Here is a 24,932-nt window from a genome sequence, read left to right as displayed (position 1 = left end):
TTCAAATCATAAATGATTGAAGACCCTACACATTTGATTCGTCGAAACTTTGTTCAGTTTTCAAAGGTCTACCTTGTTGGCTAATTAAGCAGCCAATCAACATTTATATTTTATCATAACGTTGATTGGCTTGTCAAGAAGAAATTTTAATCAATTTAGAATTTCTTTTGATCGATAACTCAATCAGCAACTTTATTAGAATATCATGTCGTCAACTTGATGTCAACAATTAATTTCAATTTTTTATTGATAACTTGCTAACAGCTTAGCGGCCATAACCGCCGTGACAACGTTTATTAATATACATGGATTTTCACTCTTCGTCAAGGATTATTTACAAGTTTTTCATTTTAATTCAGGCAACCGAACTTTTATATTTTTCGGCTCACAATTGTTAGCTTTTCTCTAAAAGAAAATAAAAATTGCACCCCTAATCGATCAAATCGAGGCGCAATTTATTAACAATCTATTTCACTTATTTTACCCGTGCAAGGTAGTAGTGCTTCTTCCCCTTCCGGACAATGACAAACTTACCATCAAAGTGGCTGCTTGGGTCAACTTCTGCATCGACATCATCGACCTTTTCACCATTAATCCGGATAGCGCCACTTGATACATCTTGCCGTGCCTGGCGACGAGATGGTTCGATTCCATTATCAGTTAACCAGATAACGATGTTTTCCTTCTTGTTTTCTACTTCTACGGATGGCATGTTCTTAAATCCTTGCTCAATTTCATCAACAGAGAGGTCGGCAACATCCCCAGAGAATAAGGCCTTACTAATCCGCTCAGCTTCCTCAACTGCTGCTTTCCCATGAACAAACTTGGTTACTTCCTGGGCAAGGCGCCGTTGGGCTTCCCGCTTCCATGGCTCGTTCTTTACCTTTTCTGCTAAGTCCTCAATTTCTTCTTTCGATAAGAAAGTAAAGTACTTCAAGTATTTAACAACGTCCCGGTCATCCTGGTTAATCCAGAATTGGTAGAATTCGTATGGGGAAGTCTTCTTTGGATCTAGCCATACTGCCCCACCAGCGGTCTTCCCAAACTTCGTCCCATCTGCTTTAAGCATTAGCGGAATTGTCAGACCGTATACCTTGGTCTCCGGTCCTTCAATCTTGTGGATCAAGTCGATCCCGGCAGTAATATTGCCCCACTGGTCTGAACCACCAATTTCTAATTGAACATTATTGTGGTGGTATAAGTGCAAGAAGTCGACTGACTGCAAGATTTGGTAAGTGAACTCCGTAAAGGAAATTCCCGCTTCTAGTCGACTGGCGACAACTTCCTTATTCAACATTGTATTAATGTTAAATACTTTCCCGTAATCCCGCAGGAAGTCAAGCAAGCTAATCTTTGATAGCCAGTCATAGTTATTAACGATTGTAAAGTTCTCTGTTCCAAAGAGCTTCTTCATTTGGGCGGTCAATGCTTCTTCATTGTGGTGGACCTGGTCCATTGTTTGCAAAGTCCGTTCAGTCTTCCGCCCAGATGGATCACCGATTGCCCCTGTTCCACCACCGATCAAAATCACTGGGTGGTGCCCAGCTAACTGGAACCGTTTCAAAATCATAAACGGAATCAAGTGACCAATATGTAAGCTATCACCAGTCGGGTCCGTCCCACAGTAGAGGGCAATCTTATCTTCGGCAGTTAACTTCCGTAATGCTTCCTCATCCGTTACTTGGTTAAGTGCTCCCCGCCATTCGAGTTCGTCAATAATGTTCATTTCCTTACCTCCATAAAAGTTCCTGGATACAAAAAAGTCCCTGGCTTCGATTCTGAAGTCAGGGACGATTTACCGCGTTACCACCTTGATTTGCAGCCGTGATGGCTACCTCTCTAGTCGATAACGAGACGATCCGTTCAGTACTGAAAGGCTCCGTAAGTGTAATTCGGACGCTAGCATTGGCAAGCTCGCAATAGCCGCTCGCTCTCTGAATGTCCAGCCGCGCCCTACTAAAATTACATCCGCGCCTTTAATTATTGTCGTCATTGTACCCGTTATCTCACGGCGCTGTCAAGCTTAAAAAAGCTGCCCATTGACGGACAGCTCTTTACTTATTTATCTTTTTTAGCTTCGTGTTCTTCATTTTCCGTTGACGTGGTTTGCTCTACTGCCTGATCTTCAACATAAAGTTCATGAACGTATGCTTCACCTGTTAACTCAGCAACCGGCTTAAACGTTTCCTTGAACATCACGTCAACATCAGTCTTGGTTTGCATCTCATTGTAGTAGAGCGCCCCGGTTGCAAAGATGACCGGCAAGTAGCATGCCAGCCCGAGGACGAAGACAATCAAACCAACGTAGGTAAGGACATAGGTAGCGGTATAGATACCATAGTAAGCAAGGCCACCAAAGATCAATGCCCAGATAACAATTGGCAACACATCTACTAATAAGATAATCCCAAAGTAGTTCCACTTCCGACCAGTCATGAACCGCCGACTAGCAGTCAGGGCGTGACGCATCGATTGACCGAGGAACTGTGGCTGTTTTTCCCGGTACAAGAAGTATGCTTGGGAATATTCAATGCTCTTCCAGAAAATAATAATGTCATTGATTAGCCGGATTACCTGCACAGCAATTAAGCCAGCACTAGTCGTTACTCGTAATGATACGAGGTTAGCAACAATATTAAGCGGTAAGCTCCACAAGAATGTAAAGAGGGCAATGTATAGGGCAATCCGCAATACCTGGTTCTTCCGTAAATGCTTGAAATGTAACCAAATTGACCCCGCACTCACCGGTTGTTCCGGGTGCGCAAGCTTATCTAGGTAAGTATACTGACTTGCCAGGCTAAAGAATGAGTAACCGAACGAAAGGGCAATTATAATCGCCACCATCAATAATATTTCAATAAGCGAAGCGGCAATTGATAGCGGTGAAATGGCACCATACATCATCATCATCATCGACATTGTCATTGAGGCTTGGATACTGGTTGTCAGGATACTCAAAATTGATAACACTGCAAAAAAGATAATTGAAATCCCCGCAATTGGCCACATTGCTCGTAAGTAACTTGGCTTTACTAGTTCTTTTAAGGAAGAAATGAACCCCTTAACCGGGATCTTAGCTTGTTTTTCTATTTTCATCGACACACTCTCCAGTTTAATTTTAATTCTGCTTTTTCATCATACCACAACCAGCCTTGAGTACAATTTCTTAGCCGGCTTGTTCAAAGTTTATTCAATAAATGACAAAAACAGGGTCACCGTTTATGATGATCCTGTTTTATTAATTACTAATTATCGTAAATATTAGTACTTTTCCTTACCCAGTACGTTGAGCTTGTCATCGAAGTCGTAAACAACTGGTTGACCAGTAGCCATTTCAAGGTTCATGATATCTTCATCAGAAATATTTTCAATGTACTTGCTCAAAGCACGGAGGGAGTTACCGTGGGCAGCGATGATAACGTTCTTGCCATCAAGAAGCTTTGGAGCGATTTCATCTTGCCACAATGGGATAACCCGTTCCAAGGTAACCTTTAAGTTTTCTCCACCAGGAATAGCGCGTGGGTCTAAGTCTGCGTAACGACGGTCCTTAGCAGCTGAACCTTCGTCATCAGCACTCAGCAATGGAGGCAATACATCGTATGAACGACGCCAAATGTGAACTTGTTCGTCACCGTACTTTTCAGCAGCCTTTTTCTTGTTGTGGCCTTGAAGTGCACCATAGTGACGTTCGTTTAAACGCCAAGTCTTGTATTCAGGGATCCATAATTGGTCACATTCTTCAAGAGCGTAGTGCAAAGTCTTGATTGCCCGCTTCAAAACAGAAGTGTAGGCGTAATCAAATTCGATGCCGTGTTCCTTAAGGGCCTTACCAGCGTTCTTTGCTTGTTCAACACCCTTTTCACTCAAGTCAACGTCAACCCAACCAGTAAATTGGTTAGATAAGTTCCATTCACTTTGACCGTGACGAATTAATACTAATTTAGCCATGTTCAATTGACCTCTTTCTTCTTAAATATCGCTTTAAACAGCATTACGTTATTATTTTAATCCATTCATCACTAAATGCCAATAGTCAATCCGTCAACCCCGCCTTGGCGCCGATATCATCACGATAAAAACATCCGGGGAGGTTGATATCGGCTAAGTAGCGGTAAACCCGGTCATGGGCGACTTTAAGCGAAGGATCCTTAGAAAGGACCATCAGCAGTCGACCACCCGCCCCGCGCAAGTCAGTCAGTTCACCAGTAACGTTTGCATAGGCAATTTCAATGTCTTCTTCGGCAGGAAGATGACCGAGCTTTTGTCCATGAGTTGGCTGTTGGGGGTAGCCATCGGCGGCAACGACAACCCCAAAACAGGCAGCTGCTGTTTCCACGATTTCTGGCAGCGGCTGGTCATTGATAGCTGCCGTCACCAATTCAAATAAGTCAGTCTTTAGGCGGGGCAAAATCACCTGGGTCTCCGGGTCGCCAAGCCGAACATTGTATTCAATCACCTTCGGCCCATCAGCAGTCAAGATCAAGCCAATATATAAAATGCCGTGGTAATGGTATTCCCCCGCCACTAACCCATCAATCGTCGGCTTTACCACCTCATCAACCATCCGCTGATAGTCTACTGCGCTTAACTGGGGAAGCGGACTATAAGCACCCATCCCCCCAGTATTAGGGCCCTTATCACCATCATAGGCACGCTTGTGGTCCTGGGCCAGCGGCAAAATCCGGTAGTGTCCATTGCTGACCAGGACAAACATTGAGTATTCAGGACCCACTAGGCATTCCTCTAAGACCAGCCGGGCGCGGCCATTTTCAAACATGTCCTTGATTGTTTGCACCGCAGTCCGTCGATCCTTCGCAATTACGACCCCTTTACCCCCGGCAAGGCCGTTTTCTTTAATAACGACTGGGAAGCCAAATTTATCAACCTCGTTTATTGCGGCAGTTTGATCCCGGTATGAGGAATGACGAGCAGTCGGGACATGATAATTGTTCATAAAATTAAGGGCGTAGTCTTTGGAGCCTTCTAGCTGGGCAGCCCGGGCATCGGGGCCAAACACCTTGAGCCCCGCAGCCTTAAAGTCATCAACAATACCGTCAACTAGGCAGTCCTCTGGCCCAACAAACGTCCACGCAATTTGATGTTCCTTTGCAAAGCGGATTAGCCCGGCAAAGTCAGTCTCAGCGATTGCCACGGCTTGCACCCCCACTGCAGACATTCCGGCATTCCCCGGTGCACAGTAAACTTGCTTGACGTGCTTGCTAGACTGCAGTTGGCTAGCAATCGCAAACTCGCGACCGCCCTCGCCAACTACCAATACATTTACCTTTTCCGTCATATTGACCTCCTAACTCCACCTAGTATTAATGCCGAAAATGACGGACACCAGTTGTTACCATCGCAATGCCGTATTTATTTGCCATCGCAATCGATTCCTGGTCACGAATGGAGCCGCCTGGTTGAACGACCGCCTTAATGCCATTTTTCCCAGCAAATTCAACACAGTCAGCAAATGGGAAAAATGCATCGGAAGCCATTACGGTCCGGTTATCAATATCATCACCTGCGTGCTTAACCGCAATTTTCAAGGAGTCAATCCGGTTTGGTTGTCCTTCGCCAACGCCAAGCGTCCGTTCATCATTAGCAAGCACAATGGCGTTTGACTTTGCGTGCTTAACTGCCTTCCAGGCAAACAATAGTGACTTCAGTTGCTCGTCAGTCGGCTTGACATCAGTAACACATGTCCAGTCACGGTAGTCTTCTTGCAATACGTCTTGCTCCTGCTTTAACACCCCGCCCATTACGGACACTAGCTCAGGAGCCGGTGCTTCATCCTTCTTGCTAAAGTCAAGACTGAGGAGCCGGATATTTTTCTTTTTTGCCAGAAGCTCGTAAGCATCGTCATCAAAGCCAGGGGCAATGACAATCTCAAGAAAGATCTTGTGCATTTTCTTGGCCGTTGCCAAGTCTACTTGCCGGTTCAAGGCAATCACCCCACCAAAGATCGATACTGGGTCAGCCGCATACGCCCGGTCCCAGGCCTGTTCAAGGGTTGCGCCACGGCCAATTCCACACGGGTTCATGTGCTTCATCGCCACTACGGTTGGTTCAGCGAACTCCCGAATACACCGCAGGGCTTCATCGGCGTCCTTAATATTATTGTAGGAAAGTTTCTTTCCGTGGAACTGGTCAGCTTGGAGCACCGAAAAACTCTTTGGCATTGCATCTTCATACAACCATGCCTTTTGGTGGGCGTTTTCCCCGTAGCGCATCGTTTCTTTTAACTGCCAAGTCATCGTTAGCTGTTCTGGCGCTGCTAATCCCACTTGGCTGGTTAAGTATTGAGAAATCAACGCATCGTAAGCAGCAGTATGGCGAAAGGCTTTCGCTGCAAGCGCTGCCCGGGTTTCAAGAGTCGTTGTACCCGCATCCTTAATTTCAGCTAACACCTGGTGGTAGTCACCCTTATCAACCACAATCGTCACGTCATGGTAGTTTTTGGCGGCAGAGCGAACCATACTTGGCCCACCGATATCAATATTTTCAATCGCATCCTCAAGTTTGACGTCCGGCTTGGCGATTGTTTGCTTAAAGGGATAGAGGTTCACACAAACAAGGTCGATGGGCGTAATATCTAATTCTTGTAAAGTAGCCATATGTGCTGGTAGGTCCCGCCGTGCTAAGAGTCCCCCGTGAACATATGGGTTTAATGTTTTCACCCGTCCATCCAGGATTTCTGGAAAGTGGGTAACGTCTTCGATACTAATCGTCGCAATTCCGGCCTCGTCCAGCACCTTCTTTGTCCCACCAGTGGAAACAATTTCATAGCCGTTATCGACAAGCCCCTTAACAAAGGGGACCAAGTTGGTTTTATCAGATACACTAACTAGCGCGCGTTTCATAAGTTATTTTTCTCCTTCTCTAATGCTTGCTTTAATGCAATTGGGTACAGTTGGTGTTCAGTTTCATGGACACGATTTTCTAAGCTCTCAATGGTATCAGTCGGTAAAATTGGTACTCGTCGCTGCGCAATTATCGGGCCCGAATCGAGGCCAGCGTCAATATAATGAACTGTCACTCCGGTCTCCTGACGGTGGTCCTCAAACGCCCGTTCAATCGAATGAAGGCCGGGATACTCAGGTAGCCAAGCCGGGTGGAGGTTGATAATCCGGTGGGGGTAATGGTCCAAAATTGTCGGGCCAATCACCCGTAGGTAGCCAGCAAGGGCAATAAAATCGACCTGGTAACTTTGCAGTAAGGACAATAGTTTTTCTTCATACTGCTGCTTTCCCCCACATGACTTGACAGTAAAGCTTTCTGCCGGGACGCCAAGCCGGGCGGCCCGCTCCATCACCGCCGCTGTCGGGTGGTTACAAAACAGCAATGCTAATTCACCTGGAATGTCACCTGTTTTAAAATGCTTGGCAAGTACTTCAAAATTGGTGCCATTACCTGACGCTAAAATTGCAACTTTCATTTCTCACCCTCGCTTAATGACAATCTTATCCGCAGTTGGCAGGCAGTGTTTCAAGTAGCCGATCTGGTAACTCGGCATCCCTGCTTCAGTAAGCATCTTTTGTACAAGTGCGACCCGTGCAGGGGCAACAGCCAGGACCATCCCCACCCCCATATTGAAGGTTTGCAAACAATCCTCCTTGCTAAGGCTGCCTACTTCCTGCAAGTATTCAAACACTGGTAAAGAGGGCCAGTGCGACAAGTTAATCACCGCCTGGAGACCATCAGCAAACATTCGTGGGACGTTTTCAATTAAGCCCCCACCAGTGATGTGACTGATCCCATGAACCAACTTTTGCCGAATTAGTGGTAACACCGCCTTGACATAAATCCGCGTCGGCGTCAGCAAAACTTCGCCAACAGTTTGACCATTTAACTGGCTGGGAGTATCAGTCAATTTAACATCATGGTCTTTAAACAGGATTTGGCGGACAAGGGAAAAGCCATTGGAATGTAACCCGCTCGCAGGCAGGCCAATCAATATATCATTTGCCTGGGGGATATTTGCGGTGAGCAGCTCATCTTTTTCCACCACCCCGGTGACCGTTCCCGCAAGGTCATACTCGTCTCGGCTGTACATATCGGGCATTTCCGCCGTTTCACCACCAATTAGGGCTGCGCCTGCATCGCGGCACCCGTTTGCCACCCCGCTAACAATTGCCGCCATCTTTGCCGGGTCGTTATGGCCGGTCGCAATGTAGTCCAGGAAGGTTAGCGGTTCTGCCCCCTGGGCAAGGACATCGTTGACACACATCGCAACAACATCAATGCCAATGGTGTCATGTTTATCCATTGCCTGGGCAATTAGCAGCTTGGTCCCGACGCCATCCGTCCCCGATACCAGTACCGGGTGGACAAGATTCAATTCTCCTAAGTCAAACATCCCGCCAAAGCTACCAATTTCGCCAAGGACCCCCGGACGGGCGGTGGAATTAACGGCCGCTTTAATCCGTGTCACCATTTCATAGCCAGCATTAACATCAACGCCCGCTTCTCGATACCGGTTCATTTTTCCGTCCCCCTTTGGATTAATTTCTCCTGTTCACTTAACGATTTTAGGTAACCTGCTTCGTAGTCATATAAGGGCGTTGGGTATTGCCCATTGAAATAGGCAACGGTCAGCCCACCAAACGGAGCATCCCCAGCATCAGGCACGGCAATTGCCTTCACAAGGCTATCAACGCTCAAAAAGTTCAACGTATCCGCCCCGATCTTTTCCCGCATTTCCGCAACCGTGTAATGGGCGGCGAGGAGCTCTGCCCGGGTGGAAATATCAATCCCGTAAAAGCAGGGAAACTTAAACGGCGGGGAGGCAATTAGCAGGTGGACTTCCTTCGCACCAGCATTGCGCAGCATCTGTACAAGCTGTTTTGAGGTGGTGCCCCGGACAATCGAATCATCGACCACCGCAACCTTTTTGCCACTGACAACCCCGCGCACCGCGGATAACTTCATGTGGACGCCGCGCTCCCGTAGTTCCTGGGTTGGCTGGATAAATGTCCGCGCAACATACTGGCTTTTGATTAGCCCCATCTCATAGGGCAAGCCAGCCGCTTCTGCATAGCCACTCGCCGCAGAAAGTGATGAATTCGGCACCCCGATTACCATCTCGGCATCGACGGGGTGCTCCTTTGCGAGAAGCTTTCCCATCCGTTTACGAGCATTATGGACGGTCACCCCGTGGATAATTGAGTCTGGACGAGCGAAGTAAATATACTCCATTGAACAAATCGCTAGCTGAGTATTAGTAGTGTAATGGTCAATATGCAGGCCATCGCGATCAACAATGACCAATTCGCCCGGTTGGACATCGCGGATAAAGTGCGCATTGACGATATCCAGGGCACAGGTTTCGCTGGCAATGACGTACGCCCCGGTGGCCAACTGACCGATGCATAACGGGCGGATGCCGTTGGGGTCAAGAGCAGCAATCATCCGGTCCTTTTCTAACAATAGGTAGGCAAACCCACCGTGGACCTGGTTAAGACTTTGCTTTAACGCTGGAATAAATCCATCCTTAATGTGCTGGCGGATTAAGTGGATAAGGATTTCAGTATCCGAATCTGACTGGAATACGGCGCCCGCATCTTCTAGTTGGCGACGCAGGGTGACGGCATTGGTTAAGTTACCATTGTGGGCTAAGGCAACGTCCCCATCGTGAAAACGGAAGAGAAACGGTTGGACGTTAGCAATTGAGTTGTGCCCGCTGGTTCCGTAACGAACATGCCCGATTGCGGCATCGCCAACCAATCGCTTTAGCTCTGCCGGATTTTCAAAAACCTTCGCAAGGAGTCCCCGGTCACGGTGTTGGTACAAGGTCTTGCCATCAGTTGAAACAATCCCGGCACCTTCTTGTCCCCGGTGTTGGAGGGTATGCAAGCCATAGTATGTCAATTGGCTGGCATCCGGGGCGCCAAAGACACCAAAAATTCCACATTCTTCATTTAATCCCTTGATTTCAGCTGGCAAGGTAGGGCCTCCTCCCATCGTTGTTGCAATTCAGAAACATTTTGATAAACTTCCCCGTTCGCTAAGCGGAGGGCCAACCAGTGGCTATTAGTCACTTCCCCAACACAAACCGCGTCATCACCAAGGGACTGGGCAAAGCTTTCTGCCTGGTCAGCCGGGACTGTCACGATAAACCGTCCTGGGGTTTCACTAAATAGCTGGGCCGTCGTCATGTGGCCCAGGTTAAGGTCTAACCCCAGGTCTGTCTTAAAGAGCGTCTCGGCAAGGGCTACTCCCAAGCCACCTTCACTAAGATCATGGGCACTAGCAACACGGCCGGTCTGCATTTCTGCTAGCAAGCGGCGCATGTATTCATGAACGTGGTGAAGGTCAAAGTCATTGACGACCCCACTAATATTGCCCGTTAACATCTTTTGCAGCTCTGATCCGGCATAATCATCCCCCGTCTTCCCAACGATAAAGACTTGGTCACCAGCGTGCTGGGCAAATGACGGGATGACATGGTCAATATCCTTGACGAGACCGACCATGCCAACCATTGGTGTCGGGTGGATTGCCTGCCCATTATTTTCGTTATAAAGGGAAACGTTCCCCGAAATAACCGGTGTATCAAACTCCCGGCAGGCAGCCGCCATTCCTTGAACTGAATGGTGAAGTTCCCAAAAGATTTCTGGATCATGTGGGTCCCCGTAGTTGAGACAGTCAGTAATCGCTAGCGGTTCTGCCCCACTTGCCATGATGTTGGCAGCCGCTTCAACAAGAGCGATTTTGCCCCCTACTTCTGGATTAAGGTAAACAAACCGGCCATTGCCATCAGTCGTCATCGCTAGGCCCTTGCGCGTTCCCCGAATGCGGATTACCCCTGCATCACTACCGGGGCCCACCACGGTATTCGTCCGTACCTGCGAATCATACTGCTGGTAAAGGCTACTCTTATCAGCAATGGTGCTTTGTTGCAGAAGTTGCCGGAGCGTTTCTCCAGCATCAATAATCTGGGGTTGCCAAGCAGGCATTGCCGCTGCCTTTTCAATCCGGGCAGGCATTTTCTCCGCACTTTCTTCCTCAAGAACGTCATCGGTCAGGCTGGTTACCGGAATGTGGCAAACCTCTTGTCCATCATGAAACAGCACATAGTCATGTCCCGCAGTAATCCGGCCAATCGTTACTGCTTCCAAGCCATAAAAGGCGAAGATTTTCTGTACATCATCTTCATGCCCCTTATTTACACACAGGAGCATCCGCTCTTGCGATTCGCTCAGCATAATTTCATAAGCCGACATCTCGGGCTCGCGCTGCGGCACAAGGTCAAGGTTGAGTGTCATCCCGCTCTTTCCTTCAGCCGCCATCTCGGCACTAGAGGAGACAATTCCCGCCGCCCCCATGTCTTGAATTCCAACTAGCCAGTCAGGGTGTTCAGTAATTAACTCTAAGCAAGCTTCCAGTAATAGTTTTTCCATAAAGGGATCACCAACTTGGACCGCTGACCGCTGCGTGGCGTTCTCATCACTGAAATCGGCAGAAGCAAAGGTTGCCCCGTGTATTCCATCCCGACCGGTCTTCGCACCAACGTACATTACGGCATTGCCAATCCCGGTGGCGGTTCCTTTTTGAATGTCCTTTTGCTCCATCAGGCCAACACTCATGGCATTGCAGAGGATATTTCCTTGGTAGCAAGGGTCAAAGGTCGTTTCCCCCGCAACGGTCGGAATCCCCATGCAATTGCCATAGTCACCGATTCCACGGACTGTGTTTTCAACCTTCATTTGCATCTGGGAGTCATTTTTTATTTCGCCAAAATGTAAGGAATCAAGTGACGCAATCGGTCGGGCACCCATGCTAAAAATGTCACGTAAGATCCCCCCAATTCCGGTTGCCGCTCCCTGATATGGTTCAACTGTTGTTGGGTGGTTATGGCTTTCTGCTTTAAACACAACTGCCTGGCCATCATCAATATCAACAACTCCCGCGCCTTCACCAGGTCCCTGAAGAACGCGGCTGTTTTTATTGGGAAAAAGGCGTAAGACCGGCTTTGACTTCTTGTAAGAGCAGTGCTCACTCCACATTGCAGAAAAGAGACCCGTTTCCGTGTAGTTAGGAAGGCGGCCAAGCAAGGTTTCACTAATGTAGTTGTACTCTGCTTCACTTAAGCTCCAGTCTAAGTAGGGCTTTTTTTCTTTAATTTCTTCTGGGGTCATTGCTTGCTTCATTCCTTATGCCTCCACTTTCGCTGTCCCGTTTGCTAATAACGACTTGAATAACCGCAGCCCATCGCTACTGCCAAGGAGCGCTTCAACTGCCCGTTCGGGGTGTGGCATCATCCCAAGGACGTTTCCCCGCTCGTTGACGATTCCAGCAATGTTATGCAGGCTACCATTCGGATTTTCCTCCGCATACCGGAAGACAACCTGGTGGTTTTCCTCTAACTGGTCGAGTGTCTTTTGGTCGGCGTAATAACTCCCATCAGCATGAGCAATCGGCAGGGCGATTCGTTCGTGTTTTTGGTATTGGCGGGTGAACACCGTCTCATTGTTAACAACTTCCAACGGGATTGTTTTGCAGACAAAGCGTTGGCAATCATTACGTTTCAACGCCCCCGGAAGTAACCCTGCCTCAGTCAAAATCTGGAAACCATTGCAGGTGCCAAAGACGGGTTTGCCTTCATTAGCCATCTTAATAATCGCTGGCATAATGTTAGTGAAACGGGCAATCGCACCTGCCCGGAGATAATCACCATAGGAAAAGCCACCAGGAAGCATCACTGCATCAAAACCGGCAAGGCTTTTTTCATGATGAGAAACATATTCAACATCTGCCTGGCAAACCGAATGCAGTGCTTCGTACAGGTCAATATCACAGTTTGAGCCTGGAAAAACAACAACGGCAATTCTCATTTAGGCTTCCTCCAGTACTCGGTAAGTGTAAGTTTCCATGTTGAAATTAACGAGAAGCTGGTCTGCAATCTCCTTAACCGCTGCTGTTAATTTGTCGCCAGCCGCATCAAGTGTTACGTCAAAGAACTTACCGACTTGCACAGCAGTGACCTCATCATGACCCAGAGCATGAATTGCATCCTTAATCGTCTCTCCCTGGGGATCAAAAACTGACTGTTTATAGCTAACGAAAATCCGAACTTTAGTCATTTACCCTTCCTCCTTAACGACCGCCTGTAAGCGGGCCAACACTTCATCATATGTTTGTGTTAAATCAGCAAGCTTGCGCCGGTAAACATCCTTATCAAGGTGTTGGTCGGTCTTGATATCCCATAACCGGCAGTTGTCTGGCGAAAATTCGTCCGCCAACACAATCTCACCAGTACTTAACCGGCCAAACTCAAGCTTAAAGTCAACCAGTTGCATCCCCGCACGAGCAAAAAGTGGCTTAAGCAAGTCATTAACCTGCCGACAAATCGCCCACATTTGCGCTAACGCTTCATGATCAGCGATATCTAATGCAACTGTCGCCGACTCATTGATAAAGGGGTCATCAAGGCGGTCACTCTTATAAAAAGTTTCCTCAACAGGTTCGCTAAGGGCTGCTCCTTCCGCCAAGCCGTAACGACCTGCAAAGTGGCCAGCAATGACATTGCGGGTCACAAATTCAAGGGGATACATCGTACATCTCTTTACCAGGTCTTCAGTTGGCGATAGTTTTTTTATAAAGTGGGTCTTAATCCCATGCTTAATTAAGTACTGAAAAACCAGGCTAGAAATCGCATTAGCCGCTTCGCCCTTCCCGGCAAAGTGCTCCTTCTTTTTCCCATTAAATGCGGTTGCCTGATCCAAATAAACGACCCGCAAAACATCTGGATCATCTGTCTGCCACATCTGCTTTGCCTTTCCGGTATACAACAACTTTTCCATCGATGAGGGACTCCTTTTCAAAAAATACGAACATTAATCAATGATAGGAATATATAATTCGCTATTTCTTGGAATAAATATACTATCCACTAACATTGTTTGTCAATAAAAACACGATTATTTAAATCATTTTCTTTGTCAATGTTCGTCAAAAACAAAAAGCCACCCCTTACCAGCACACAACGAGCATGCTGATAAGGGGTGGTTGATATTTGGTATTTAATTAACAGCTAGTCTAAGCCAACCCGCTCAAAGATATCATCGACGTGGCGAAGGTGCCAGTGGTAGTCGAAGGCATCATCGAGGTCCTCTTTGGTTAACTGTTTTTGGATTGTTGGGTCGGCTTCAAGCAGTGGCCGGAACGGGATCTGTTCCGCCCAGCACTTAGCAGTATATGGTTGGATCAAGTCATAAGCGGCCTCCCGGGTCATCCCTGAGTTAACCAGCTTCAAGAGCACCCGGCCAGAGTAGATCAGGCCCAGTGTCTTGTCCATATTCTTCTTCATCGTTTCTGGGAAGACATCGAGGTTCTTCATGATCCGGCCAAAGCGACGTAACATGTAGTCAATTAGGGAAGTCGAATCTGGAAGAATCATCCGCTCAGCACTAGAGTGAGAAATATCCCGTTCATGCCAGAGGGTAACGTCTTCCATGGCAGTGACGACATTCCCTCTTAAGACCCGGGCACAACCAGAAATGTTTTCTGAGCCAATTGGGTTCCGTTTATGCGGCATTGCAGAGGAGCCCTTTTGCCCCTTGGCAAAGTGTTCTTCTACTTCGTGAATTTCCGTCCGCTGGAGCGACCGGATTTCCGTTGCCATGTTTTCAAGGCTGGTACCCATTAAGGCAATTGCAGAAATGTATTCAGCGTGAAGATCCCGCGGCAAAATCTGCGTCGAAATTTCCTGGGCGCGTAAACCAAGCTTGTCACAGACATACTTTTCCACAAAGGGGTCAATCTCAGCAAAAGTCCCAACAGCACCAGAAATCTTACCCGCTTCTACTCCGCGTGCCGCGTGCTCAAAGCGTTCTTTATTCCGCTTCATCTCAGAGTACCACCGGGCAACCTTCAAGCCAAACGTAGTTGGTTCAGCATGAACACCGTGGGTCCGCCCCATGCAGACAGTATACTTATATTTCTCCGCAACTCCCTTTAAAACAGCCATAAAGTCGTCGATGTCTTTGCGGATGATATCGTTCGCCTTCTTCAACCGCAACCCTTGGGCAGTATCGACAACATCAGTACTAGTCATCCCGTAATGAACCCACTTTCGTTCGGGACCAAGGGACTTAGACACATCTCGGGTAAAGGCAATTACGTCATGGTGGGTTACTGCTTCAATCTCCGCAATTCCATCAACCGTAAACTTAGCATTTTTCTTGATCTTTTCAACATCTTCAGCCGGAATATGACCAAGCTTGTTCCAGGCTTCGTCAGCGGCAATTTCAACATCAAGCCAGCATTGATATTGGGTCTCAAGGCTCCAAATCTTTGCCATTTCTGGACTAGTATAACGATCAATCATCAGTTAAAAATCCTCTCTATCTTTTTCTAAGGAACATTATCGCACAGATCGCTAGTCAACGTAAAGCCGAACTTTATTCATTCCACATTCCGGTATTGTCAACTTCTGCTAGTGTTTGCACAAGATCATCTGTCAAGATTGTTACGTGCCCCATCTTCCGGTTATGCCGACGGGTGGCCTTGCCGTAATCATGAAAATGCCAGCTAGGTTGCTGGGCGATCTGGTTACGCACGCCCGCTACATGTTGCCCCAAGACATTGACCATCACTGCTGACTTGAGCAACTCAATTTTTGGCAGGGGCCAGTTGCAAATCGCCCGGTTATGGATGGCAAACTGGGAGAAGTTGCAAGCCTCAATCGAGTAATGCCCCGAATTATGCGGGCGGGGAGCCAGCTCGTTAATGTAGATTTCCCCGCGATGGGCAACAAACATTTCGACCCCGAGAATTCCCCGCAGGTTAATTGCCTCTGCAATCTGGACCGCCATCTTTGTTGCTTTTTCCTGAAGAGCGGGGGAAATCCGGGCAGGTACAATGCTGGTATGGAGGATTTCATTACGGTGAATATTTTCTGCAACAGGAAATGTCGTAACCTCACCGCGCTCGTTGCGACCAACCATGACGGAACATTCAAGGTCAAACGGTACCCACCCTTCAAGAATGCAGTCACGTGTTGCTAAAAGATCATGACACTTCGCCAAGTCTTCATCACGGCGTAAAACTTCTTGACCGTGCCCATCATAGCCACCTTCACAGGTCTTCAAAACACAGGGGTAGCCAATTTTATTGACCGCCACTTTTAAGTCCGCCGCACTTTTGACCGCCATAAACGGGGCCGTCTTTAAGCCTGCATCACGTAAAAAGGTCTTTTCGCGGATGCGATTTTTAGTGGTATAAAGCAAGTTGGTCCCCTGAGGCAAGTAGACCTTATCCACCACCTTCTCCAGGGCTTGAAGGTCAACGTTTTCAAATTCATAAGTCAAAACGTCCGCTTTTTGCGCTAACGCCGCAATCGCATTACTATCCGCATATGGTGCAACTATTTGCTCATCAGCGACCTGCCCCGCCGGACAATTAGGAGTGGGGTCTAAGATAATGACCTTCATCCCTGTCTGTTTTGCATCAAGGGCCATCATTTGTCCAAGCTGGCCACCACCGATAATGCCAATCGTCTTTCCCTGTTGGATAAAATTAGTCAAGATGGTCCCCACTTTCTAGTGCTTGATCGTGCATTTCCTTTCTGAAAGCCACAATCTGTTGTTGGATTTGCTTATCAGTGATCCCTAAAATTTGGAGAGCCAGCAGGGCAGCATTTTTTGCCCCTGCTGTTCCAATTGCAGTTGTCGCAACAGGAATTCCCGCAGGCATTTGCACTATTGAAAGAAGGGAGTCGAGCCCGCCTAGCGCCCTTGTCTGACCAGGAATGCCGATAACGGGGAGCGGCGTATTGGCCGCAACCATCCCGGGTAAGTGGGCCGCACCACCAGCACAGGCAATAATTACCTTTGTCCCCTTTTCAACTGCTCCTTGCGAAAATGCGAACATTTCATTGGGCATCCGGTGAGCGGAAATCACCTGTTTATCATACGCAACACCAAACCGATCTAAAATATTACAGGCTTCTTTAACGGTTGGCCAGTCCGATTTACTGCCCATCACAACACTAATATCACTCATAAAATTGCCTCCTTAAATCTGCTTTAAGGATAACAAATCACAATGTTTAAAACAACAAAATTCCGAACTTTAAATTTTAAAATCAAATAATAGTTCGAAAATAAAAAGATTGGCGACATTGTATTCACCAATCTTTTTAACTATCGTCTGTTTTTCGCTGTTATTAATCCGCGTTTCCTTCTGACTTTGCGATTCCCTCCCTGAGGGTACTCATGTCAACCGTACTATCACGGAACTCCTGGTCTTCAACTGGAAGGTGCTGCTCAAGATTATCGAAAATTTCAAAATTTCCGGCTAATTTTGGCGCTGTAAAGGATAATAAGTGTCCAGCAAACTGGCGATCATCACTGATGAAGTGAAGGTGCCATCCCGCAGCAGTAATCGTCCCAAAGATTTCTGGCGCATAATAACCGAGGATCGTTCCAGTTACATGGTCCTTAGTAAACTCTGGCTGCTGTTGGGCAACTTCTAGCAAGCTAGGGTAAGGTTTCGCCTGCTTTGGCGCAATGCGAATCTTAACGTGGTCAAATTGCCCGCTTAATTGGAGGAAGGCAAAAACGTTTCCCAACTTATGCTCCTGAACAAAATTACCATTAAGCTGGGCAAAATCAACGTCCGTTAGCGATAACGCCTGTAAGTCTTGGGGGAAATGAACCGAGGCAAATGGCATCATCGCGTTCATATCCGTAATGTGGTTGACCTTTCCACTTGAAACAGCTTGGTAAACATCGTTATTAATGATGATCACCTCCCCATCAAGCCCGTCAAAAGTCCCGATGCCTGTCGAACCGTGCTTTAGGAGGTCACCCACCTTGACAGTCCCGGCAAAGTTGCCGGCCATCAAGGAAGCTAACGTTCCGTGTTCATATAGTGTTGTGATAGTATCAAGTCCTTCCATCAATTAGCCAAGTTGTGAATCAATTAGGTTGGCGGCCAGGTCCTTATTATTCGAGTAGTCAACAGGAACATCAACGACAACTGGACCGTCCATGCTAAATGCCTTCTTTAATACGGCAGTTAAATCTTCTGGCTGCTCAACCCGGAGTCCCGCTGCCCCAAAGCTTTCCGCATACTTAACGATATCGACATCGCCAAACTTAACACCAGCTGCTTGCGGGTACTTCATTTCCTCTTGGAACTTAACCATGTCATAGTGGCCACCGTCATTCCATACGATCGTAACAACGTTTAAGTGGTGTTGGACTGCTGTCGCAAGTTCCGCCCCAGAGAAGAGGAAGCCCCCGTCACCACATACGGCGACCGCCTTGTGTTCCGGGTGAAGCATTGCGGCAACCATTGCCCATGGTAGGCCGACACCCAACGTCTGCATCCCGTTACTGATCATGAGGTGCCGTGGTTGGTAACAGCGGAAGTGGCGGGCCATCCAAATATAGTGGGAACCGACATCAAGGGTTACGTACATATCATCCGTAACGTTTTCTTGGATTGCTTGAACCACCGCTAGTGGGTGACTAACCCCATTACTTGCCGGCGCTTGCAATTTCTTATCCTGGTCTAATTGCTGCTTGTAGGTGGCCAGTTGATCTTGGGCAGCGGCAGGATACTCATACCCCTTTAACAAGTGGTCGAGTTGGTCAAGACTAGTCGCCAGGTTGCCAACTAGTTGCATAATTGGGGTAAAGTGGTTATCAATCTGGGCCGGAAGGGTATCTAGGTTAACAATCCGCAGTTGTCCTTCCTTGTTCCAGTTACGCGGTTCATATTCAATTGGGTCATAGCCAACCGTGATTACTAGGTCACTTTGTTGCAACAGCTGGTCACCGACTTGGTTTCTAAACAAACCAATCCGCCCAAAGTAGGACTGTTCTTCAAGGTCACGAGAAACAACCCCTGCCGCCTGGTAGGTCTCAACAACCGGGAAGGCATAGTCATGGAGTAATCGCTGCAACGCCCGCGTAATATTTTCATCAGCACCACGTTGGCCGATTAAGATTACCGGCATCTTGCTGTGCTTAATCAGCTCAACTAGCTTTGCCAAGTCGGCCGGGTCAGCCGGACCCATCTTTGGCTTTTCATAAATTGGCAACGGTTTTTCCGTCACCTGTGCATCATCGACATCCTGTGGCAAACTAACAAAGGCTGCTCCCTTGCGCGTTCCTTGGCTTGCCTCAAAGGCATTTGCCATGATTTCCGAAATATTATTAGGGTCCTGAATTTCAGCACTGTACTGGGTAATTGGGGCCATAATTTCGGTTGAAGGGGTGCTTTGGTGGGTTGCCCGGTGAAGGTCCTTTCTTTGTACTTGTCCGCCGACGGCAAGCACAGGGTCGCCCTCAGCATTGGCCGTCATTATCCCGGTCGTTAAGTTACCAACTCCCGGACCGGAAGTTGCAACAGCAACCCCGGTCTTCCCCGTCAACCGGCCATATGCCTGTGCCATAAAAATAGCGTTTTGCTCATGACGAGTGACGACTAATTTGGGAGCATCTGCACTGTCCTTACCATCAAGCATTTCAAACAGACGGTCAATTTTCGCCCCTGGAATTCCAAAAACTAAATCAATCCCGTGCTTGCGCAAACTGTCAACAACAATATCTGCGCCATACAACTTCTTCTCCATTAACCTTCACCTCTTAAAAAGATTTATCATCATAATATGTTTATAGTTTAGTTCGCTATTTCCCATTTCACAAGATAGCGGGATCCTTCACATGGCGATCAATGCGCGAATCTTGCCGTTCTTTTTCCACAAAGTTTGTGAAAAAAAGCGCCGATGTAGAAAATTGCACAATCGACGCTTTATTAATTCAATTGTTAGAACAAGCCAGTAATCTTGCCCTGGTCATCAATCGTCATGTTAACAGCTGCCGGTACTTTAGGTAATCCGGGCATTGTCATCATGTTTCCAGCAAGGGCAACGATAAAGCCCGCCCCGATTTTCGGAACAAAGCCACGGATGTGGAAAGTAAAGTCTGTCGGTGCGCCTAACTGCTTCTGGTCATCGGTAAAGGAGTACTGGGTCTTGGCAATACATACCGGCAGGTCGTTCCAGCCGTATTCCGCAAAACGCTTCAGCTGGTTTTGCGCCTTCCGACTCAAGGATACTTCCTTCGCACCATAAATATTCTTGGCAATCTTTTCAACCTTCGTTTGCAGGTCATCAAGCTGGACATCGTATGCGGGGGTAAAGTTACTTGGCTGATCTGCTAATTCCACAACCCTCTTGGCCAGGTCATGGGTACCTGCACCACCCTTGGCCCAGGCATCGACTTCAACCGCATCAACCCCTAGTTGTTGACAGTTGTCCTTGATCATTTGGATCTCCGCTTCGCTGTCGGCAGTAAAGTGGTTGATGGCAACGACCAACGGGACGCCAAAGCTCTTCATATTCTTAATATGGCGGTTAAGGTTAGCCATCCCCGTCTTCAAGGCTGGCAGCTGTTCGTCATTGAGGTCTGCTAATTTAGCACCACCATTGTATTCAAGCGCCCGGACAGTCGCAACAATCACAATTGTATCGGGACTCTTCCCTAAAACTCGCTGCTTAATATCAAGAAACTTTTCCGCACCCAGGTCTGCCCCAAAGCCTGCTTCGGTAACAGTATAGTCCGAAAGGTTTAAGGCTGTCTGGGTAGCTAACACACTGTTACACCCGTGTGCAATATTAGCAAATGGTCCCCCGTGAACGATCGTTGGTGTGTGGTCAAGGGTCTGGACAAGGTTAGGCTTGATGGCATCTTTTAAGATAATCGTAATGGCATCTTCAAAGCCCAGTTGACCAACAGTGACCGGTTCCTTATCAAATGTATAGCCAACCACAATCCGGCTAATCCGTTGCTTTAAGTCATGCAGGCTATCTGCCAGACAGAGGATTGCCATTAATTCAGAGGCAGCTGTAATATCAAAACCTGTTTCACGTGGAACGCCGGCCATCAACCCACCGAGGCCAGTGATGACATTCCGTAGGGCACGGTCGTTAACATCTTCAACCCGTTTCCAGATAACCTGCCGCGGATCAAGGTTAAGGGCATTATCCCGCATGATGTAGTTATCGATCAAGGCTGCTAAGGTATTGTTAGCACTGGTCAACGCATGAAGGTCCCCGGTGAAGTTTAAGTTGATATCCTCCATCGGTACAACCTGGCTGTAGCCACCACCGGTTGCCCCACCCTTGATGCCGAAAACTGGCCCCATTGATGGTTCCCGCATCGCAATTGTCGTCTGGTGGTTTAACTGGTTGAGGGCATCCCCAAGGCCGATCAAAACAGTCGACTTCCCTTCCCCAGCTGGAGTGGGGTTAATTGACGTAACGAGAACGAGCTTGTGTTTTTTGCCCGCGACGGGCTTTATATCAAGGCTAAGCTTCGCCTTGTTTTTACCGTATTGTTCAACCTGGTCATCACCAAGGCCGAGCTTCGCCGCAATCTTATTAATTGGTTCAAGGGTCGCTTGATCTGCAATTTCAATATCTGTCATGGATATCAACTTCCTTTCTTTGCTCCTGTTAACAAACATTATACACTAAACGAAAACTTTTTCAGCAGCTAGCACTTTTTAGTTCGCTATTAATTAACAATTATATCATAGTGCACAAACAAAGTTCGGAGATATAAAAAAGAAGCCGTGAAGTTTTCACTGGCTTCCCTAATTCTTGGTTAGTTTAACGCCCTTGTTTCCGCTCCGGATTGGTTTTACGCCAAGGATATCCAGCAAGAAGGTAAATACTGGTACCCCTACGATTAGCCCCCAGGTACCGAAGATGTGCTCACTAATCAGTAGGACAATAAACGTGTAAAAGATTGGCAAGTCTGTCCGGCTCGACATAAATTTCGGGTTGAGAACGTACGCCTCCAGGGTGTGGATAACAATAATCATAATAATGATGTAGATAACATCCCGGATCCCGCCGACAGAATAACCGACCATCGCTAGCGGGATTGTTGAAATGATAACCCCCGCAACCGGTACCAGGCTAAAGATAAAGACAATCAGTGATAGGGCAAAGATCTGGGGCATCTTCATGAATATCAAGCAAAGGGTCGTAATCACGGTATTACAGATGGCAATAAAGAACTGGGCTTCTAATACCACCCCGAAGGTATTCACAAATTTCTTCCCAAAATAATCAATGTCCTGGAAGAACCAGCCAAAGTCACTGTCCAAGAAACGGTTGGAAAACTCATTCATCTGCCTTAACTCCAGGGTGTAGAAGAAACTAAGGATCAATGACATTACAAAGGTAACGGTAATTGCCCCGATACTCGTGAGCGTGCTAACCGCAATCGTAATCCCATGCCGCACCTGGGCCATTATTGTCGCCGTGCTGACATAGTGGTTAATGTAATTGTAGATAATGCTGGCCTGCCGGGTACTGTAAAATTTCACGACCGAATTGACCATCTTAACAACCTGCCGGGTCAACACTGGCAGGTACCTGGTCACCCCTAGATAAAGGGCAAAAATTAAAATTACATAGGTTGCGATCACGGTGATCGTCGTCGATAATTTGGGCAACCACCGCTGAACAAGGCGAACCCAGCTTACTACCAGGTAGGTAAGGATAAAGGTAAATAAGATTAAGTTCATCATTGACCGCATTAGCCACAACACGATCACGATCAGCAGCAACACGGTAAAGCGACGTAACTTTACGTTTGCGATAAAACGATGCCATGCATCTATCATTTGGCCATCTTCCTCTCGTTTTTACTAACTAATAGGATAATACTAAGCCGATCGTTCGCCAAGAATTTGTTTTTGTTTTACGAAACATATTTCATAAATCGTCCTAGAACACTTTTATAAGGCGGGTGTTATAATTAATACTATTATTAGAGAAAGAAGGATACGTTTAATGTTAGAAAAGACGTTCTACAAGTCACTATTGAAACACTCATTTAATATTCCGGTTAAGATTGTTTTCTGGGATGGGTCGAGTGTCGTCTATGGTGACGGTACGCCGGAAGTAACCATCACCTTCAAGGAAAAAATTCCGGTGCGTGATATTACTAAGAACGCCTCGATCGCTCTCGGGGAAGCCTACATGGATAAGAAAATTGAGATCCAGGGTAGCATTCAAAAGTTAATCGAATCAGCATATGAAAGTGCCGACAGTTTCATGCGGAATGCGAAGTTCCGTAAGTTTTTGCCTAAGCAAGGGCACTCTGAAAAGGAAAGTGAAAACGACGTTCAAAGTCACTACGACGTCGGTAATGACTTCTATAAGCTCTGGCTTGATGATACGCTGACATACTCCTGTGCCTACTTTACTGCTGGCAACCGTGATGACTTGACAAAGGCCCAGGTTGACAAGGTCCACCATATCTTAAAGAAACTTGATCCAAAGCCTGGCAAGACCTTACTTGACATTGGCTGTGGTTGGGGAACGCTGATGTTAACCGCCGCCAAGGAATATGGGCTTAAGGTTACCGGTGTTACCCTAAGTGAAGAACAATACCGCCTTGTCAAAAACAAGATTGAAGACGAAGGTTTACAAGACGTTGCGGACGTTAAACTCACTGATTACCGTGAGCTGGGCGACCAACAATGGGACTACATCACCTCTGTCGGGATGTTTGAGCACGTTGGCAAGGAAAACCTGGGCTTATACTTCAAGGACGTTAACCGCTACCTTGCTAACGATGGAGTAGCATTGATTCACGGAATCACCCGCCAACAGGGGGGAGCCTTCAACGGCTGGATCAACAAGTACATCTTCCCTGGCGGCTATGTTCCTGGACTAGAAGAAATGATCGGCCACATCGAAGAAAATCACATGCAAATCGCCGATATCGAAATGCTCCGGCGGCACTACCAACACACTCTGGAAATCTGGGATGCCAACTTTAACGAACACCGGGCACAGATTACTGACATGATGGGCGAACGGTTCACCCGGATGTGGGACCTCTACTTGCAAGCATGTGCTGCATCATTTGAATCGGGAAACATTGATGTTATCCAATACCTTATTACCAAGGGTCCTTCAGGCAAGAACTTGCCAATGACCCGTGATTACATGACGAAATAGGAATCCGCTTTTAAAAATTAAACGGGCTGAGTAATTTTTCTCAGCCCGTTTTTTATTGTTCGTTTTTAAATTGGTTTATGTAATTTAACGCGCTATATAATTCGAATTTTATTTAAAAATCAGTTGATTTAAACGAAATAGTTCGTTATTATGATAGCACATTCGAATGTTGTCGCACTGTTACCATTAGAACCGCAAAGGAGAAACTCTAATTATGCAAAACCACTTTTCAACTGTCGAAGAAGCATTAACTCATTTAATGAATGGCGGCTACATTATCCTTGCCGATGACGAGAGTCGGGAAAACGAGGGCGACCTTGTTGCGCTTGGCCAAGACATTACCGCCTCAACCGTTTACGAAATGCTTAACGAAGCAAATGGGCTGATGTGCGTTCCAGTCAGCAAGAAAATTGCTGACCGCCTTGGCTTTACACCGATGGTTGAACACAGTACTGACCCTAACCAAACTCCCTTTACAATCACCACTGATGGCACTTATGAAGCAACTGGTGTCACTACCGGTGTTTCCGCCTTTGACCGTGCCGCCACAATCCGCCAAATTGCAAAGTCAACAGCTACGGCCACTGACTTTAACCACCCTGGCCACATCCAGCCACTATCCGCACAGGAACGAGGGTTACGTGATCGGAACGGTCATACGGAAGCATCCATTGACCTTGCCTACCTGGCTGGTAAAGCACCAGTGACCGTAATCATTGAGGTCCTCAAAGAAGACGGCAAGATGGCCCGGCGCGACAGCTTATTCGAACTCGCCCACCGTGCAAATGTTCCATTTATTACCATTAATCAGATCATTAGCTACATGGACGAAAAAGGAATTGACTACGCAGCACAACTAGCAACGGTTAACGCATAATCGTTTATTCTATATTAACGTTAAAAGACTGGCGAAAAATTTTTCGCCAGTCTTTTTTTA

General features: G+C 47.2%; 21 protein-coding genes. 2 read left to right on the top strand and 19 right to left on the bottom strand.

Annotation, left to right across the window (positions count from 1 at the left end; genetic code table 11):
* Positions 1 to 475 precede the first annotated feature (475 nt).
* From tyrS to CZ502_RS05920, 19 genes are all read right to left on the bottom strand, one after another.
* Entirely contained in the window at positions 476 to 1,726 is a 1,251-nt protein-coding gene (gene tyrS / locus CZ502_RS06010) for a tyrosine--tRNA ligase (protein WP_076460560.1), read from the bottom strand.
* Positions 1,727 to 2,058: 332 nt separating this feature from the next.
* Positions 2,059 to 3,096 carry a hypothetical protein gene (locus tag CZ502_RS06005; RefSeq protein WP_076460557.1) on the bottom strand — a complete coding sequence of 346 codons (1,038 nt, stop codon included), beginning with the start codon at positions 3,094 to 3,096 and terminating at the stop codon, positions 2,059 to 2,061.
* A 165-nt stretch (positions 3,097 to 3,261) separates the two neighbouring features.
* On the bottom strand, positions 3,262 to 3,948 hold the full coding sequence (locus CZ502_RS06000; protein ID WP_076460555.1) for a 2,3-diphosphoglycerate-dependent phosphoglycerate mutase: 687 nt from the start codon (positions 3,946 to 3,948) through the stop codon (positions 3,262 to 3,264).
* 85 nt (positions 3,949 to 4,033) lie between these two features.
* Positions 4,034 to 5,296 (bottom strand): phosphoribosylamine--glycine ligase, encoded by a 1,263-nt coding sequence (gene purD, locus CZ502_RS05995; RefSeq protein ID WP_076460553.1) that lies wholly within the window; start codon positions 5,294 to 5,296, stop codon positions 4,034 to 4,036.
* Positions 5,297 to 5,321: 25 nt separating this feature from the next.
* Entirely contained in the window at positions 5,322 to 6,860 is a 1,539-nt protein-coding gene (gene purH / locus CZ502_RS05990; RefSeq protein WP_076460551.1) for a bifunctional phosphoribosylaminoimidazolecarboxamide formyltransferase/IMP cyclohydrolase, read from the bottom strand.
* The gene (purN, locus tag CZ502_RS05985; RefSeq protein WP_076460549.1) at positions 6,857 to 7,435 is read right to left on the bottom strand and encodes a phosphoribosylglycinamide formyltransferase; all 579 of its coding nucleotides are present in this window, start codon (positions 7,433 to 7,435) and stop codon (positions 6,857 to 6,859) included. Before purN ends, purH begins: the two co-directional genes overlap by 4 nt.
* Before the next feature lie 3 nt (positions 7,436 to 7,438).
* Positions 7,439 to 8,482 (bottom strand): phosphoribosylformylglycinamidine cyclo-ligase, encoded by a 1,044-nt coding sequence (purM, locus tag CZ502_RS05980; RefSeq protein ID WP_076460547.1) that lies wholly within the window; start codon positions 8,480 to 8,482, stop codon positions 7,439 to 7,441.
* Positions 8,479 to 9,942: an amidophosphoribosyltransferase gene (gene purF / locus CZ502_RS05975; protein ID WP_076460545.1), complete on the bottom strand. Its 1,464-nt coding sequence runs from the start codon at positions 9,940 to 9,942 to the stop codon at positions 8,479 to 8,481. Before purF ends, purM begins: the two co-directional genes overlap by 4 nt.
* Positions 9,918 to 12,149 carry a phosphoribosylformylglycinamidine synthase subunit PurL gene (purL, locus tag CZ502_RS05970; RefSeq protein ID WP_076460543.1) on the bottom strand — a complete coding sequence of 744 codons (2,232 nt, stop codon included), beginning with the start codon at positions 12,147 to 12,149 and terminating at the stop codon, positions 9,918 to 9,920. Before purL ends, purF begins: the two co-directional genes overlap by 25 nt.
* A gap of 3 nt (positions 12,150 to 12,152) precedes the next feature.
* On the bottom strand, positions 12,153 to 12,833 hold the full coding sequence (purQ, locus tag CZ502_RS05965) for a phosphoribosylformylglycinamidine synthase subunit PurQ (protein ID WP_076460541.1): 681 nt from the start codon (positions 12,831 to 12,833) through the stop codon (positions 12,153 to 12,155).
* Positions 12,834 to 13,082: a phosphoribosylformylglycinamidine synthase subunit PurS gene (gene purS, locus CZ502_RS05960; RefSeq protein ID WP_076460539.1), complete on the bottom strand. Its 249-nt coding sequence runs from the start codon at positions 13,080 to 13,082 to the stop codon at positions 12,834 to 12,836. It abuts the gene before it with no gap.
* The gene (purC, locus tag CZ502_RS05955) at positions 13,083 to 13,802 is read right to left on the bottom strand and encodes a phosphoribosylaminoimidazolesuccinocarboxamide synthase (protein WP_076460537.1); all 720 of its coding nucleotides are present in this window, start codon (positions 13,800 to 13,802) and stop codon (positions 13,083 to 13,085) included.
* 230 nt (positions 13,803 to 14,032) lie between these two features.
* A complete protein-coding gene (purB, locus tag CZ502_RS05950) occupies positions 14,033 to 15,328 on the bottom strand; it encodes an adenylosuccinate lyase (protein WP_076460534.1) in 1,296 nt (431 codons plus the stop codon).
* Positions 15,329 to 15,401: 73 nt separating this feature from the next.
* The gene (gene purK / locus CZ502_RS05945; protein ID WP_076460531.1) at positions 15,402 to 16,526 is read right to left on the bottom strand and encodes a 5-(carboxyamino)imidazole ribonucleotide synthase; all 1,125 of its coding nucleotides are present in this window, start codon (positions 16,524 to 16,526) and stop codon (positions 15,402 to 15,404) included.
* Positions 16,519 to 17,004, bottom strand: coding sequence for a 5-(carboxyamino)imidazole ribonucleotide mutase (gene purE / locus CZ502_RS05940; RefSeq protein WP_076460529.1), 486 nt, complete (start codon positions 17,002 to 17,004; stop codon positions 16,519 to 16,521). Before purE ends, purK begins: the two co-directional genes overlap by 8 nt.
* A 163-nt stretch (positions 17,005 to 17,167) precedes the next feature.
* Positions 17,168 to 17,884: an acetolactate decarboxylase gene (gene budA / locus CZ502_RS05935; protein WP_200804223.1), complete on the bottom strand. Its 717-nt coding sequence runs from the start codon at positions 17,882 to 17,884 to the stop codon at positions 17,168 to 17,170.
* 21 nt (positions 17,885 to 17,905) lie between these two features.
* Positions 17,906 to 19,585, bottom strand: coding sequence for an acetolactate synthase AlsS (alsS, locus tag CZ502_RS05930; protein ID WP_076460525.1), 1,680 nt, complete (start codon positions 19,583 to 19,585; stop codon positions 17,906 to 17,908).
* A 194-nt stretch (positions 19,586 to 19,779) separates the two neighbouring features.
* Entirely contained in the window at positions 19,780 to 21,441 is a 1,662-nt protein-coding gene (locus CZ502_RS05925; protein ID WP_076460523.1) for a formate--tetrahydrofolate ligase, read from the bottom strand.
* Between the two features lie 168 nt (positions 21,442 to 21,609).
* Positions 21,610 to 22,650 (bottom strand): AI-2E family transporter, encoded by a 1,041-nt coding sequence (locus CZ502_RS05920; protein WP_076460521.1) that lies wholly within the window; start codon positions 22,648 to 22,650, stop codon positions 21,610 to 21,612.
* A gap of 169 nt (positions 22,651 to 22,819) precedes the next feature.
* Between CZ502_RS05920 and CZ502_RS05915 the strand changes: the two genes are divergently transcribed.
* Together CZ502_RS05915 and ribB are read left to right on the top strand one after the other, a co-directional pair.
* Positions 22,820 to 23,995 (top strand): SAM-dependent methyltransferase, encoded by a 1,176-nt coding sequence (locus CZ502_RS05915; protein WP_076460519.1) that lies wholly within the window; start codon positions 22,820 to 22,822, stop codon positions 23,993 to 23,995.
* A gap of 214 nt (positions 23,996 to 24,209) precedes the next feature.
* Positions 24,210 to 24,872, top strand: coding sequence for a 3,4-dihydroxy-2-butanone-4-phosphate synthase (ribB, locus tag CZ502_RS05910; protein WP_076460517.1), 663 nt, complete (start codon positions 24,210 to 24,212; stop codon positions 24,870 to 24,872).
* Positions 24,873 to 24,932 lie beyond the last annotated feature (60 nt).

Source organism: Limosilactobacillus caccae (assembly GCF_900156885.1).
Lineage (GTDB): Bacteria > Bacillota > Bacilli > Lactobacillales > Lactobacillaceae > Limosilactobacillus > Limosilactobacillus caccae.
The sequence above is the reverse complement of the archived record's forward strand: the minus strand, read 5'-3'. Positions and strand labels throughout refer to the sequence as shown.

Excerpts from the sequence above, each read along its gene's own strand:
- tyrS (WP_076460560.1), bottom strand. The coding sequence starts at position 1,726 with ATGAACATTATTGACGAACTCGAATGGCGGGGAGCACTTAACCAAGTA.
- CZ502_RS06005 (WP_076460557.1), bottom strand. The coding sequence starts at position 3,096 with ATGAAAATAGAAAAACAAGCTAAGATCCCGGTTAAGGGGTTCATTTCT.
- CZ502_RS06000 (WP_076460555.1), bottom strand. The coding sequence starts at position 3,948 with ATGGCTAAATTAGTATTAATTCGTCACGGTCAAAGTGAATGGAACTTA.
- purD (WP_076460553.1), bottom strand. The coding sequence starts at position 5,296 with ATGACGGAAAAGGTAAATGTATTGGTAGTTGGCGAGGGCGGTCGCGAG.
- purH (WP_076460551.1), bottom strand. The coding sequence starts at position 6,860 with ATGAAACGCGCGCTAGTTAGTGTATCTGATAAAACCAACTTGGTCCCC.
- purN (WP_076460549.1), bottom strand. The coding sequence starts at position 7,435 with ATGAAAGTTGCAATTTTAGCGTCAGGTAATGGCACCAATTTTGAAGTA.
- purM (WP_076460547.1), bottom strand. The coding sequence starts at position 8,482 with ATGAACCGGTATCGAGAAGCGGGCGTTGATGTTAATGCTGGCTATGAA.
- purL (WP_076460543.1), bottom strand. The coding sequence starts at position 12,149 with ATGAAGCAAGCAATGACCCCAGAAGAAATTAAAGAAAAAAAGCCCTAC.
- purQ (WP_076460541.1), bottom strand. The coding sequence starts at position 12,833 with ATGAGAATTGCCGTTGTTGTTTTTCCAGGCTCAAACTGTGATATTGAC.
- purS (WP_076460539.1), bottom strand. The coding sequence starts at position 13,082 with ATGACTAAAGTTCGGATTTTCGTTAGCTATAAACAGTCAGTTTTTGAT.
- purC (WP_076460537.1), bottom strand. The coding sequence starts at position 13,802 with ATGGAAAAGTTGTTGTATACCGGAAAGGCAAAGCAGATGTGGCAGACA.
- purB (WP_076460534.1), bottom strand. The coding sequence starts at position 15,328 with ATGATTGATCGTTATACTAGTCCAGAAATGGCAAAGATTTGGAGCCTT.
- purE (WP_076460529.1), bottom strand. The coding sequence starts at position 17,004 with ATGAGTGATATTAGTGTTGTGATGGGCAGTAAATCGGACTGGCCAACC.
- alsS (WP_076460525.1), bottom strand. The coding sequence starts at position 19,585 with ATGGAGAAGAAGTTGTATGGCGCAGATATTGTTGTTGACAGTTTGCGC.
- CZ502_RS05925 (WP_076460523.1), bottom strand. The coding sequence starts at position 21,441 with ATGACAGATATTGAAATTGCAGATCAAGCGACCCTTGAACCAATTAAT.
- CZ502_RS05920 (WP_076460521.1), bottom strand. The coding sequence starts at position 22,650 with ATGATAGATGCATGGCATCGTTTTATCGCAAACGTAAAGTTACGTCGC.
- CZ502_RS05915 (WP_076460519.1), top strand. The coding sequence starts at position 22,820 with ATGTTAGAAAAGACGTTCTACAAGTCACTATTGAAACACTCATTTAAT.
- ribB (WP_076460517.1), top strand. The coding sequence starts at position 24,210 with ATGCAAAACCACTTTTCAACTGTCGAAGAAGCATTAACTCATTTAATG.